At 32.5% G+C, this 13855-nt stretch carries 17 protein-coding genes and 1 pseudogene; 8 read left to right on the top strand and 10 right to left on the bottom strand.

Going from position 1 to position 13855, the window contains the following annotated elements; genetic code table 11:
* The first annotated feature begins 69 nt into the window (after positions 1 to 69).
* From BFA01S_RS17505 to BFA01S_RS17480, 6 genes and pseudogenes are all read left to right on the top strand, one after another.
* Positions 70 to 261: a hypothetical protein gene (locus BFA01S_RS17505; protein ID WP_066233694.1), complete on the top strand. Its 192-nt coding sequence runs from the start codon at positions 70 to 72 to the stop codon at positions 259 to 261.
* 395 nt (positions 262 to 656) lie between these two features.
* Positions 657 to 845 carry a DUF4083 family protein gene (locus BFA01S_RS17500; protein ID WP_066233690.1) on the top strand — a complete coding sequence of 63 codons (189 nt, stop codon included), beginning with the start codon at positions 657 to 659 and terminating at the stop codon, positions 843 to 845.
* Between the two features lie 140 nt (positions 846 to 985).
* Complete coding sequence (locus BFA01S_RS17495; protein WP_066233687.1) at positions 986 to 1192, top strand: hypothetical protein; 207 nt, start codon at positions 986 to 988, stop codon at positions 1190 to 1192.
* Between the two features lie 146 nt (positions 1193 to 1338).
* Positions 1339 to 1533 carry a hypothetical protein gene (locus BFA01S_RS17490; RefSeq protein WP_066233685.1) on the top strand — a complete coding sequence of 65 codons (195 nt, stop codon included), beginning with the start codon at positions 1339 to 1341 and terminating at the stop codon, positions 1531 to 1533.
* A 189-nt stretch (positions 1534 to 1722) separates the two neighbouring features.
* Positions 1723 to 1986, top strand: coding sequence for a hypothetical protein (locus BFA01S_RS17485; RefSeq protein WP_066233682.1), 264 nt, complete (start codon positions 1723 to 1725; stop codon positions 1984 to 1986).
* An 82-nt stretch (positions 1987 to 2068) separates the two neighbouring features.
* Positions 2069 to 2335 (top strand): annotated as a pseudogene (locus BFA01S_RS17480) (tyrosine-type recombinase/integrase); the annotation flags it as partial.
* Positions 2336 to 2775: 440 nt separating this feature from the next.
* Here BFA01S_RS17480 and BFA01S_RS17475 read toward each other — a convergent pair.
* Together BFA01S_RS17475 and BFA01S_RS17470 are read right to left on the bottom strand one after the other, a co-directional pair.
* A complete protein-coding gene (locus tag BFA01S_RS17475) occupies positions 2776 to 2982 on the bottom strand; it encodes a hypothetical protein (RefSeq protein ID WP_066233675.1) in 207 nt (68 codons plus the stop codon).
* A gap of 181 nt (positions 2983 to 3163) precedes the next feature.
* Complete coding sequence (locus tag BFA01S_RS17470) at positions 3164 to 4987, bottom strand: ATP-binding protein (RefSeq protein WP_066233672.1); 1824 nt, start codon at positions 4985 to 4987, stop codon at positions 3164 to 3166.
* Between the two features lie 379 nt (positions 4988 to 5366).
* On the opposite strand from BFA01S_RS17470, the gene BFA01S_RS22920 reads away from it, so the two are divergent.
* Positions 5367 to 5528, top strand: coding sequence for a hypothetical protein (locus tag BFA01S_RS22920; RefSeq protein WP_169800500.1), 162 nt, complete (start codon positions 5367 to 5369; stop codon positions 5526 to 5528).
* Between the two features lie 175 nt (positions 5529 to 5703).
* Positions 5704 to 6897: an outer membrane protein assembly factor BamB family protein gene (locus tag BFA01S_RS17465; RefSeq protein WP_066233669.1), complete on the top strand. Its 1194-nt coding sequence runs from the start codon at positions 5704 to 5706 to the stop codon at positions 6895 to 6897.
* A 431-nt stretch (positions 6898 to 7328) separates the two neighbouring features.
* On the opposite strand, the gene BFA01S_RS17460 is transcribed toward BFA01S_RS17465, so the two are convergent.
* From BFA01S_RS17460 to BFA01S_RS17425, 8 genes are all read right to left on the bottom strand, one after another.
* The gene (locus BFA01S_RS17460) at positions 7329 to 7991 is read right to left on the bottom strand and encodes a peptidoglycan recognition protein family protein (RefSeq protein ID WP_066233666.1); all 663 of its coding nucleotides are present in this window, start codon (positions 7989 to 7991) and stop codon (positions 7329 to 7331) included.
* A 45-nt stretch (positions 7992 to 8036) separates the two neighbouring features.
* Positions 8037 to 8258, bottom strand: a complete 222-nt coding sequence (locus tag BFA01S_RS17455; protein WP_066233663.1) for a BhlA/UviB family holin-like peptide — start codon at positions 8256 to 8258, stop codon at positions 8037 to 8039.
* Between the two features lie 180 nt (positions 8259 to 8438).
* A complete protein-coding gene (locus BFA01S_RS17450) occupies positions 8439 to 9257 on the bottom strand; it encodes a hypothetical protein (RefSeq protein ID WP_066233660.1) in 819 nt (272 codons plus the stop codon).
* Positions 9258 to 9758: 501 nt separating this feature from the next.
* Positions 9759 to 10169 (bottom strand): GIY-YIG nuclease family protein, encoded by a 411-nt coding sequence (locus BFA01S_RS17445; RefSeq protein ID WP_066233657.1) that lies wholly within the window; start codon positions 10167 to 10169, stop codon positions 9759 to 9761.
* Positions 10170 to 10260: 91 nt separating this feature from the next.
* Positions 10261 to 11445 (bottom strand): siphovirus ReqiPepy6 Gp37-like family protein, encoded by a 1185-nt coding sequence (locus BFA01S_RS17440; protein ID WP_066233654.1) that lies wholly within the window; start codon positions 11443 to 11445, stop codon positions 10261 to 10263.
* Between the two features lie 35 nt (positions 11446 to 11480).
* Positions 11481 to 11720 carry a hypothetical protein gene (locus BFA01S_RS17435; RefSeq protein ID WP_066233651.1) on the bottom strand — a complete coding sequence of 80 codons (240 nt, stop codon included), beginning with the start codon at positions 11718 to 11720 and terminating at the stop codon, positions 11481 to 11483.
* Positions 11717 to 13264 (bottom strand): phage tail protein, encoded by a 1548-nt coding sequence (locus BFA01S_RS17430; protein WP_066233648.1) that lies wholly within the window; start codon positions 13262 to 13264, stop codon positions 11717 to 11719. The genes BFA01S_RS17435 and BFA01S_RS17430 overlap by 4 nt, the downstream gene beginning before the upstream one ends.
* A 2-nt stretch (positions 13265 to 13266) precedes the next feature.
* A partial coding sequence (locus BFA01S_RS17425; protein ID WP_066233645.1) for a phage distal tail protein occupies positions 13267 to 13855 on the bottom strand: 589 nt, incomplete at its 5' end.

Here is a 13855-nt window from a genome sequence, read left to right as displayed (position 1 = left end):
GAACCCATTATTAAAAGTGTTCACAGTTAGTGTCATCGCCTATTGCATTTTTAATAGGAGTTGGTAACTTTGGTTATATTGATTGTTTCATCTAATGAAATAATGATTTTTATCTTGTTATTATTAGCTTTCTTTATAGAATTAAGAAAACTAATTATTAGACAAACTAATAAGTTTAAAAACGAACTTAAACTAGAAATCACAAAAGAGGTAACAAGAGAAGTTATTAAAGATTTGAAAAAGAAACAAAAACACTCATAATACATCTAATAAAAACTAAAAAATCCATAGGCTGAGTACGATGCTAAACTGTAAGCTTCTGGGTCCCTATTTATAGGGTACCTAAGCTTATAAAAATAAATTATATTAATAAACAAGATAGAAATTATCGTACTCACTTTTTTCTAGAAACCGCAGCCTTTTTTCAAAAGGTTGTGGTTTTTTATTGTACATAACTACTGGTTTTACAGCTCCTTTTATAAGATTTTTATTAAGAAAAGCTGATTTAAAGCATTTGAACACCTGGCATCAAATTTTAAAAGTAAACTTAATCAATTCTAAATGAACTAACCTATCATTTTGTTTCTTAAAATTAACAAGCCCTGATTAAATCACCGTGTTATAATTAACCTAAATATACATAAGGTGGAAATAATATGAATTATGGTGATCTATTTGCCCAAATTTTTATCTTTGTTTTATTATTAGGGATAGGTTGTGTTATTTACTATTCTATCCGTTCCTTTATTCGTTCATTTGTCACCAAAGAACTCAATAAGTCTAATAATCTCGAACAAAAACTTGATAGAATAATTGAACTATTAGAGAAAGATAAAACAGATTAATCTGTTTGTCTTTTTTTATTTATTTAGCTTTAACAAGGGAACATTTTGCTTAAATAAGTTTAATGTTAATATCATCCTAAAATTGTAATTTTAATGTATAATTGTTATATTATTAAAATTACTTTTTGGAGGCATCTATTATGAAAATACATAATTCATTCGGAAAAGTTATTTTTTGGATTGGTTTCGTCCTTTTTGCTTCCGGTTTTCTATCAAGGTTTGGTCCACTTGATTACAATTTATTTGTTCCAAATCAAACATTAGCCTTTTTATACATCGGAATAGGGATAGCCTTCCTGTTAAGCTCAAACTTTTTCAAGAAACCTAGAAGTTCAAAGAATTATTAAGCTTTGGAAGGAGTTATAATTAACTCCTTTACTCTTTTGTTTCTTACCTCCACCCACAATTAACCATAAAACAAAAACTCCAATTTACAAAAATAAGAAAACATGTAAAATTATATTAATTAGATGGATTTTGGAGGTTTTTATAAATGTCTAAACAAACTATTGGAAAAATACTAGTTATTATAGGTTTTGCTATAATCGCAGTTAATGTTATATTTTTAAAACCTTATGATCCGCATAGTATTCTTAGATGGATTGCATTGGCATTGATTCTTATTGGATTTATGTTCATTCCAACTTATGCACCACTAAAAAATAAGCAAAGAGACAAGAAGTCATAGCATGGAAAACCATGCTTTTTTATTTAAGAAACACAATAATTCTTTTGTTTCTAATCTTTTTTGAGATGTAAATTTGATGCATTTATTTAGCTCCTACCAACCACAAAACAATTTACAGATAATATATTTAGTGTAAAATTATCACTGATATATTTTTAATAACATTTTTGTCATTAAGGAGACATGTAAATGAACTATCCAATTTACATAATTCAACTTGTTTTCAGTACTATCGGTTTTCTGTTTTTTTCGTTCTTAGCTGGTATTATAGGAAGTTACGCAATTGAGTATAAGAAAGACCCTACAATAATTGATAGAGCCTTATACGCTTTCCAGGCATCTTCCTATCCCTATATTGCCTCTGCGTTTTTGTTATGGGTAATTATTGTAATTGTTATTATGTTTTTGAAGTTGAAGCAAAAGAGAAAAAATAATAAAAACTTATCTCAATAAATTCTAGAGGTTCCATTAAAGGAACTTCTTTTTATGTTGTAGTATTGGTCTTATCTGAATTAAGAAACATAATACAAAATTTAATGACGGAAGTTATATGCCAAAATCAAGCCTTTTTAACTCCTTTTCTCGCATTTTAAAGAAAGCTAACCTACCTTCCTTACCTATTCATTCTTTACGTCATACGCATGCTGTATTACAGTTAGGAGCAGATATGAAATACCTTCAGGAACGTTTAGGACATGAAAGTATGCAAATTACATCAGATGTTTACTCACATGTTAGTAAAAAGATCGATAAAGACCGTATGAATAAATTTGAAGAGTACATGAAAGATGTACTCAAGTAATCACGCTTTAAATAAAAACCGGGCAATTATCAGGCACTTGTTTATAATAGGCGGAAAACTATTAAAATGCCCCACATAAAAAACAGCCCTGATACTAGTAGTACCAAGGCTCTCACTTATTAATACATTGACATATACTGTTCTCTTTCCCACTCATGCACTTGCTTACGGAGTATATACACTTTTATAATAGTAGAAATAAAAACAAACAAACTATTGATTTATAAGCATTTATGCTTTTTATAAAAAGTAACACTTAATATAATTAAGTACGTTGTTGGTCATTTGTTGGTCAAACTATTTGGACCTTGCTGGTCAAAATAACAACCTCGCTTTGATTAATTTTTAATGCGCAGGAAAATCTGCGCTATCTCGTATTATCTATTCCTATATATTAACACAAGTAATATAAACAAAGTAAAAAACTGAAAGAATAGGTCTTACTCCTCTTCTGTTATAATCAGTCCAGTTTGTTTATCTAAATTAAACTTAATAAGTTTGTTTGATACCATACCTTGAAAAACATAAAAACTCATCGTATTTTCCAAAAATGTAACATTTGATGCCTCTTCCTCTCTCTCGATTTGAGCACATAATGCGTTGATTTCCAATTCTGTTAATTCACGATCTTGACGATATAGCGCCATAATAAACAACTCCTTTTCAACTTTGACCATCTTTGATCTTTATGGAGCATTTTGTCATGAATAACCACATAAGTCAAGAAAATATAACTCTAATAAAAAATTGAAAGTAATAATATCTAAAATTAATTCTACTATTCAAATATCGTGAAAAATAAAATAGACCGCTAGTTGCGGTCTGTTTTTATCTATTCTTATAATCTTCGATAAATTTTCTAAGTGAAAGTACATATTTTTCTCCTGCACTTCCAAGATTGTAGGCCCCAGGCCAAGTTAATTTATAATTACTGCCATAGAAAAAAACTTCCGATTTCTTTAAAGGTTCTACTTGAACCTGTTCTTTAGCAAATTCATTTTCGTCTAAGTCCCAACAGACTATTAAATCTATATCCGCGAAAAATTTCATATTATCTTTAAATTCCTTTAGAATCTTTTCAGCTTTAAACTTATGTTCAATTATTACGGGAACTTCAATGACTCCATCCTCATTTGCCATACTATAAAAATCATCACCGATAAGTTTTCTATCGATCCTATACACACCCCAATTGTCATAAGTTAGTTTATAACCGGTTTTCATACCATAATATCCTTTTAGTAAACCGGCACCAATAAGTTCATGAAAAATTGCAACGACAGCTGCCTCTTGCCCATCTGGATTTTTTAGATAGTTTATTTCTTCTAACCCTAAGTCTGCAATTTTATGAAGCTTTTCAAATGCTTTGTTTTTTTCATGTTGCTGCACAGTTGTATTAGTTCCTGGCTTAGTAGAGGGATCCTGGTTCACATAATTTATAAAAGGTAAAAATTCATTAAATAATGTTTTAGCTAAACTTCTTAACATTCCAACTGTCCTATTTGGAACAGATTTTCTACCAAGATCAAACACTATCCCATCGTCTTCTAAAATAATATAAAATCTTCTCCAATAGGATTGTGCACCAGTAATTGGCGGTTCTAATCTAATACCTGTTGGCATCCCCTTTGTCGCAATATATATACCACTCTCATATAAATTTGTTTTATTCCCTTCAGAATCAACAAAATACAGTTCATTAACATTAGATATCTCTTCCCAAAATTTTGGAGAAGAAGCGAAAAACGCGTAAAAATTAATCTTTCTTCCTGACCTTTTCACCCAACCCTTTTTGAGTAAGACCTTTTTATGGAGTTTTTTACTCTTTTGACTATCACTTAGAACCCCAATTTCTACTTTTAACTTATCCAAATCAAGGATATTTTCTTTCTCTTCAATAAAATCTTCAGGTAGCATATACTTTGGAGTTTTAAAGGATACAGAAGTTGAAATACCTTCAATATCATTTACAACCAAGTTTACTTTCACATTTAACTCACGTTCTTCAAAAATTCCTTTTAAGTAACCAATAACAGTTTTTGTTCTAAGTATAAACTCTAAAGCTTCAGCACTTTGATTAAATATATCCTGTTCTTCATACTCATATTTATCTAAGTCTTTTAAAATTATTTCTGTATATGTATCATACGGCTCATTATCAAGATCACTATCCATAGTAAGAATTTCACACTTAGGAAGACCTGTACTTCTGCCATCTTTCCATAGAGATGCATTTTCTATTTTTGATTCAATTTCGGAATCTGGGGAAATAGTTCTAATTTCAAATAAATTTGATGAAAATATAGTGTAGGTCAACCCAACACCCTTTTCTCCAATCATAGCCATTCCTGTTTTATCAGAACCATTTGGAGCCAAAAGTTCAAGAAATCTATCTGCAGGAAATCCAATGCCTGTATCTTTTATTTTTATAGACCTCGTACTGGAGTCTAATGTAATTTCAATAGTATGATCCTTAATATCACCAAATTGTTCATTAAATTTTCTTATAGCATCTACAGAATTTTGACAAAGTTCAGCTAATATATCCCAATAATTACTATAACTATTACAAATATTCAGTATTTCTTTTCTTATTCTTAACTCTGAAGGTGCTCCTAAAAAATCTATTTGCTGTGATTGAGTTAAACTCATGATTTACCTCCTAATAAATAAATAAATTTACAATGATATACTATTATTCTATGTTTTTTACAAAATACCTTTTATTCACTTTTTGATATTATCCACTATAAGATAGACTTAAAAGTAAAAGTGCCCCGTTCGTTGAATAAGATGCTAAAGTATCATATATGTTTTATACATCTATGTAGGAGAGAGTTAACTATATGACCTTGTTATAGAATAATAAATAGTAAAATTATATTTTCGGAGATTCATGATCGATAGTATCCTTTTTCTATTGAATAATGTTTTTTTCACTATTTTAAGGACTAAAAATCACGTTTTCACGATTTCCCTTTCTTCCTACAATTGAGTACATTTGAGATATAAATTATAGGAGGTCATACAAGTGTGGGAAACTCAACTATCTAATGCAGAAATCGAATTACTTTTAAAATTGTATTATGAAAATAGGTTAACGGTCTGTGAGATTGAGCGAGTTGTTCCATTTGAAAGACAAGTTATAGAGGAGACAATAGGAGTTAACAAAAAAGAGCCCCTACTCAAATGAGAGGGGCTTTTATCTTATCTAACAATGACAGTGTCTGTTGATTATTTTTTCAACTGGTTCATTGTGCATCTTAAGAAAAAAGAATCGAATTCCTCACATTACCAGATCATCTCTCCATTTAATCTATCTTCATAATTTGGATAAAAGGACGATATTATTAGTTGGAGGTGTGCCTATGAACGGTAGTATAGAAGAAACGAGACAATCCAGGAAGAAGAAAAGGAGAAGAAGAAAAAATCTACGGCCTTATTTCATTATATTCACAATCCTATTCGTTTTTCCAGCATCATCCATAGTAGGTATTGTTTTATGGTTGACCAAAGAACCACCGCCTAAAATAACGGTACTGAAATCGGAAGAGTTCATAAAAAATCACGAATTGACGGTTCATTACGAAAATGGGACAGAAACAGCCCCCTTTATCAAATGGATTTTAGAAGATCATCACTCATCTAATGACTTCAACTGGTTTGAATCCTATAAAGGCGAGCTTGGTTTTTTTATTAATAGAGAATCCCTGTATATCATTGAACCCGAAACAGGACAAATCAAAAAAAAGCTTGCAGTCAAAAAATCTCGACATCATGAACCACCAGAGGATTACAAGGGCTTGAGATTTGATGGGGGCAGTATCATTGAAGCTCGGGATCGATCGTTGGAGACCGTCTGGTCCTTTGTCCCGAAGCACGAGTCTTATCTATCATGGAATGGCGGGATTGAAAACGACTTTAAAAATGGGCAGGTATTAGTCCATGGCAATTTCATTATGAAGGGTGGACTTGGTCATGGGAAGGGTGGATACGCCTATGCGTCAAGTGTCTATGCCCTGGATGCCATGACAGGCAAAGAGAGATGGGGATTTGGGGTAGATGGAGAATTGATGGAATTTTCAAAAAACCCTGAAAAGGATGAAATCTATACTGTCTACTCCGATATCATGATGGCTTTTAACACAGTTACAGGTAGTCAAGAATGGGTCACACCCCTTACACTGGGTGTGGAAGGATTTCGTGCAAACCATGATTACGTTTTTATTAGCACCGGACGTGGGGTATTCCAAGTGTATGACTCAGCAAACGGAAGGATAAAATGGGAGGTGGCGCCTCCCATGGACTGGGGTTCAAGTTGGGACCAACTCCCTGCCGCCTGGTATGATGACACAGTAGCTATCAGTGCCGAAAGATCGATCATAGCGTATAACATTAAGGATGGCAAAAAGAAGTGGTCTATTACTTTTGATTCTGACAGACTAGGTATTGAAAATGATGAAATTCCAATCTTTTATGATCCTCCATTCGTTTATGGAAATAGTATTTATGTGAAATCGGAAAATCATGGGTGGTTTGCATTGGATCTTCCGCCCATCTGAGTACATGAATTGAAAAGATTAGTTCCACAATCAGCCAGCTATTTTGATGCCTTTCTATCTAGTACACTAACTAGATCCACAGATATTGGACATGTTATTTCTAGAACCTCATAAAGCAAGAATAGATGAGAATGAAGGTATCTTATATATTGCATGACAGAGATATTTTCAAATAATACAAATTTCTCTATGGATGAAAACCTATTAACTAATAATTAACCTTCATTTAGTTATATTATGAAAATAGATTAACAATCTGTGAGATTGAGCGAGTTGTTCCATTTGAAAGAAAAGTTATAGAGGACATAATAAGAGTTAATAAAAAAGAGCCCCTACTCAGATGAGAGGGGCTTTTCAAGTACTTAACAAGTGAGAGAATTAGTTAGCCAGTTATTATCTATCCGTTTTATAAAAGATCAAACAATAAGTTATTACTTAACCTTTAACTTTCCATTTTTAATTGCATTAACTAATCCATTAAGCATAGAAATAAGAGTAATCTCATGGTCTTTTGTAACTTTATAATCTTTTTGGATAATTCCATAACCCGCCAGGTTATCAATTGCATTCTGGGTAGCAGTAGACACTTTTACTTGTTCACTCACAGCTTGAACAACTCCCTTCACATTCGGATTCATTTCTTCCAAGATGTATTGTTTCAACTTGTTCATATCAAAGTTCTTCCCAGGGCATGCAGTTGCATCAAAGTCTCTATGTGGAGCAACATCGTTAATTTGTAAGCCTTCTTGTCGCAGTAATTGAGCGATTAGTTTCGCGCCGTCACGATACTGCTCTTCAGTTGGTATTTGTTTATCAAAAGCACCCTGAAAGCATACACCTAGCGACTGATTATTCATACCCATACCTTTACAATGTGCTCCTACATTCCGACCACGCCCAAGCTGAACACCTCCGTTTTTCGGGATAAAGTAACTATATCCTATTCCATTCCAACCATTTGATTTTTTGTGATAATCATGGATCTCTTTCATTCCCCACGTTGGATGCGCTGGATGGTGAATAATGATTTTTGTGACACATTTCAAAGGTATTAATGCTTTGGAAAATTTTAATCCTACATTTTCTATTTTCATTTTTATCATCCTTTCAAAATAAAAAAGCCACCGGTCGGTAGCTTCTTATCTATCCTCTACAATAATTTGTTTGATCTCAGAAACATCCTTTGATAAAGAAGAGAAAGCTTTAGCTTGTTCCTCAATAACTGATTGGTTCTTATCAATAACTTCTTGATATTTAGCTTCTCGCTCTTTGTTATTTTTCATTGTTGAATATAACATCCATACGAAAAGAAGTGCATATCCACCTTCTTTCAAAAATAAATTTAGAATTTGTTCATCCATTTTTATCACTACTTTCAACTAAAATAGCCCTGTTCGGTACGGGACACCGCTAAGATCATGAAAGTATAAAAAACACCTACTTAAAGTGGTGTTTGCTTCATTTTATTATTAATTTTCATTGCTTTACATTATCCTACTTCTATTCATGAAAACTATGAATTATATAGATATTTTTTATTTCTAATTTCTTTTTCTTGCTGTCAATTGCATGTCTATTGAGTTCATAGAAATATCCGCATAATCAAATGGTAAAATTCGATCTGTAAAAGTTTCGATAGTGACTGTTTCTCCAATCAATTTGGTATAATCTCTCCTAATCTGTTGAAATATAGATAAGTATATTGGTAGAGCTCTTTTATATTCAATAAATAAATTAAATATCCATTCTACATCTGCATAGTCATATCTATTAACGATAATTTTATTTTTGAGTGATTTCGAAAAATCTAGACCTAAGTTTTTTTCAAAATCCTTCAGTTGCTTATTCCTATATTCCATTTGTGCAATAAATACTGAGTCACCAATATGAGCTAAGTAATTTCTGGACTTGTTACATTTATTAAGTTTTTCATTAATATCCTGTGTTAACTCATCTAATTCAATTAAATCAGAGCATGTTTTTTTATTAAAAGCTTTTACCTTATCTCTAAACTTCATATAAGATACTGCTTCTTGAGTACGGTCACCAATAATATTTAAAATTTTAAGATTTATAAAATTTAACATATCACTTAATTTTATATATTTATAATATGGGAATAATTTAAATCTCTTTCTCTCTTCAGAATAATTTTCTTCTTTTAATAATTCCAGTATTAAATCTACAGAAATCCCTTCAGCTTCTGGCTTAATTTCTTTATATTTCTCTAAACAAATTTCTTCTATTTCAGTACGATAATATTTATATCTCATCAAATACTTCTGTAAATGCTCAATTAATAAACCTAAATAATCGATAAAGTCTTGCTTTGTTTCAAAATCATAAAATACCTTCACCATAAAATATTTAACCCCCTAAGAATAATCAGGTAAACTATACCATAAAATTGAAAAATTTGAAATATTCTTAAAAACTCCAAACTTCCAAATTTCCCACCTGTTTTTTTACATTGTCTCTTGTTATTTTCCGCAACAACAATATTATCGATCATCGAAATAGTTTAAATTTCTGATATCAGATATGATACAAGTAATCATAAAATAGCACTAATCGTTCGGGGCATTTCCTAGTCCGTTGTTTATAAAAAAGCACACCTAGAATTGGGTGTACTCTTAAATGATCTAAAACTATTCAAATGTAATAGCTTGTTCTTTCTCGCCTATTTTCCCACAAAGCATTTACTTAAAATTCCGATTCAAGATATATGCTTTGTTTCTATGGTTAAATATGAAGTAATATTTGTTTCTTTATCAATTTTATGCCACAACTTTATTGTCCCATAGAAGTTTGATTCTTGCTCAACATCATTATGAATCCATAGTTTTGTTGCTTTACTAATTTTAATATTTCCAAACTTGACCATTATAATATTTAGGCTTCAAATGAATAGTAAAGGCTTGCTCGATCATTTTGCGTTCCATAGGAGAAAGCGCATTTGCTTTTTCAGTTTTTAAGTATTTTATATAACTAACATTATTAAACATTTCACTATTTTTTACTGAATGGGAGCCACTACCATGTGATTTCAATCTTTTTTTTATAGTCTCTCCCGTTTCACCTACATACAACAATTTATCATTTTTATCATAGAGCAAATAAATAAAAGATCCTTTCTTTGCCCCCTCATGCCCTATCTTCAACCTTCCATCAGCAGCTGTAATTATATCTCTGTCTGCTCTTTTAAGTTGATTTTCTATACCTTTATACAGTTTCTTAGAATAGTTAAATAATTCAGCTTTTATATTATCCATAATTCCCTCTTACTATAAATATTTTACAATAATTCTAGCATAGTCTTTAATTTTATACATACAAAATAACACCTACTATTCAAAAGTGTTTTTATCTCCTAACCTCACCACTTATTTGAGAAAGCTCCTGTTTAATTTTCTGAATCAAAGTCGGTCTGTCGTTCCCGAAAACAGCTTCAATTTTGAACCCTGATTGTTCATAAATCTCCTTAATTTCAGTAATACGAGTATCAAGTGTTACTCCCCAATCTTTGCTCTGTACAGTGACAATATCTCCTAAATTATAATCTTTTTCATAAACGAACGGACTGTCTGTAAGAATCTGTCCTTCCAAATATTCCTCTTGTAAAAACTCTTGCAGTTGCCGTCGTCCCCGATCTGTCAAATCTTTAATAATATCAGCTTCTGGCCGAGGAACTTTTTCAGTCACTTTATTACCTTCTGTATCTATTGTTTCTACATCTGTTTCTTCTTCAATGTCACGAGCATCAATAAATAATTCATGGCGGCTAAGCCCTGATTGGTTTCCTAGCTCAATAACTCTCCGATCCACTCCTTCACCTTGACCGGCTACATATGCGATATTTTTATAATTCAGTTCACTCTCTGTATAATGAAGGGATTTAAGTGATTCAAACTGCGGACTAAAAATAACTGGAGGATTAATAGATTGATTGACTGTTAAATTTCTACCTTCAAACACATCAAAAACCCATTTTTTCTGTTGAATATCTAAATAAACATCCCAGCCAAGCCCAGCAGCAAGTGATATTTCTGTCATTTCTTCCGCAAGATTCTTATATCGTGATTGCCATGAAATACTCGTCCCTCGGTTCTGGTTAATAGCTAAAATTAATTCTGGAATTTTCCGTTTTGGATCAGCTAGGTTAATAATATTCCTATCCACATAATGTTTCATAACTGTTTCAGCATTCCCCTGTTTGTTATCATAAGCAGTGTGATTAGGTGGTATAGTAATTCTTTGAGCAACTACTACTTTTAAAGCAAATCCTTTGATGAGCCAATTCTCCGTAATTTTTCCGTTTTCATCTAACTCAATTTCTCGGTGTTTTAATTGAAAAACTTTATTTAGCTGTGAACCGACTAAAATAAGGTTTCCTTTTAATAACTTATCTACATGTTTTTTATAGCGATTAATACGAAGTTCAATCTCTCCAATTCCATGACAACGATGAATAAAGAACATAGATTCATAGTTATCAATTTCACCTAATATATCCATTGCTGCAGATAAAATCCGAATAGGTTTCTTCATAGTCTCTCACCTGTTTTTAGACATAAAAAATACGCTTATTCAGCGTTGATTTTGTTTGTATTTTCTACTGTTAGTCGTGATTCAATTGTTGTAATCATCTGCATTTCATCCGTAAGAAAAGGAAGCTCCGTGTTGGTGAACCGAAAATGTTGTTCATTATTATCTACCATTGCTGTAATATTACGTGCATAATAGTGTTCCTCAATTCTCCGAGTTGGCTGACCTATGATTGGATTTTTAAATTGGACACTAGTCTTAACAATTCTAATATTCATTGTACTTCCTCCCCAGTAATATTAATGATCTCATCTGCATTAATTATCTCTTCATCTTCAAACATATAAGTTTCACCGAGCCAGCTTTCTCCAATTTCTCTTTCTACTCCTCTTACATGCCAATCTTGAACATTCTCATCATTCCTTGTTCCAATTACCAATACCTTATATTGGCCGGCTTTTTCACAAGTAACTAAAAGTTTATCTCCTACTACTTCTCCAAATGCTCTTCCAAAATGTCGATGTCCATTTACCCAAACATCAACATTTGTGTTCAAGTACTGAAAATAATCAGGTAATTGTAGTTCGACTTGTTGACCATCTGTAATTGCCTCAATAGTAAAACGATAAAGAGTATCTCCAGCAGTGGGTGATTCTACTGCTCCGTGTCTAATAACATGTGTATCTAGCTTATGAGGTGCAGGATGTGGAATTTCGAAATTTTTTGTTCCTGCTACAGAAAGGCTTCCTGGTATTATCCATCTATGGGTATTGCCATCACTAACTGAAGTACCAAGGACCCCATCATACATATTACGCGCTCGTGAAAATGCTCCAATAGCTGTTGAACAATATGCTAAGGCCTGTGCATCTGCCCCTAATGCAGTACAATATCCCTGCCTTGCTACTCCATTAAAACTAGAATTATAATTTTGAGGAGATGATGCACCAGCATATGCAGTAATTTCAATAGGACGCTCACTACCAGGATATCTAGGCCGGCTTATCATTATCATTGGGTCACCAGAGAGACTTGCTCCTATCCAATAATTCAAGTTCCCATTTACACCGTTTGCTAAATCATAAGCACTTTTAACAGCGCTTGGTGTAGCTGCGTGAGCTACACTTGTACTAGTTATTGCATTACTAAGCTGTACAATCCCTTTTACTGTTAAAGACGCATCAGCCGGTGGAAATATATTCAATTGACTTTGAGGAACTTTACCACTGGCATCTAATGAAGCTAGTCCATTAGGTGCCCCAATAGAATTAACCAAGTCTTCTAAAGCTACATCATCAAAGTTAGGCAATATCCTAGAACCGGCCCACGGACAAATAATATCTTTACCTCGTTCATTTGTAACATTAGTTGTGGATATATATGTTTGGCCACCGATCACTTTTACCTGTACTAATGATATTTCATAAAAGTTGGGCGTTTGTATTAACGCTGGTGCTACGGGATTAACACTCGGTACACCTTTCTTAATAAAAGCTTTTACATGCCGAGCTTCTGTACTTAAATCCATACGAATAACAATACGATCAATACGGCTATTCCCTAACGTTTCTGTATCATGTGTTAAAGAAAGTACCGAATCATTTTCATAAAATCGTCCTAATATAAATGCAACTCCAGTGTTAACTGTTGTAACCATACTTGTTCCGTTAGTAGTTACAGCTAGTTCATTTCCTGCTCCTTTCATTAAGCCCGTTGTTACGAGTGCCTTAAAATAATCGGAAAATTCTTGAGCATTATACTCTCTGTCGTACTGCCCGTTTTCATCTTGAATCGGATCAAAAAAACCGAATCTTTCAGCCACAGTTACACCCCCAAATATTTATTTCTATACTCTACATACACTTCTGGTTGACCTCCATCAGTAATAAAACTAAACCGATTTTCTCCAACATTAAGCATAAAAAAAGACGACTCAAGATCGATGTAATGAAAAGCATTTTGTTCTACACCGTCTAGGGCGACTATTTTTACTTCTTTATTACCGAATTCTGTATTGATGACTAAACTATAGTTCGGTGGAATGGACCGATTTACTTTGATAAATTCTCCCGTTGTTAAGTTAGTGATTTTAGGATTAATAGATTCGCCGCGAAATGTCACTTTTATCGGAGTAGGAACATCACCTTTATTCACTAGCTCACGAGAATCTCCCCGGCTGGCAAATCTAACAGGGAATTTAAAAGGAAATCTAAAGTTTCCGACAAAGTCCTCTAATTTATAATTTTCAGGAGCGATGTCTTCCCAAAAAGGAGAAGGACAAATTAAATTAATTAATCCCTTTTGAATTGTTTCTGTTCTTGGACCGTTAGGATAGATAGGAACTGAATCGGCAATAGCTTTAATTTCTCTTACTACATGATCATTTTCATAACGGAGTATGCCTAACCCTAAC

The organism is Metabacillus fastidiosus NBRC 101226 (assembly GCF_001591625.1).
Lineage (GTDB): Bacteria > Bacillota > Bacilli > Bacillales > Bacillaceae > Metabacillus > Metabacillus fastidiosus.
This window is presented reverse-complemented; position numbering and strand designations above follow the sequence as displayed.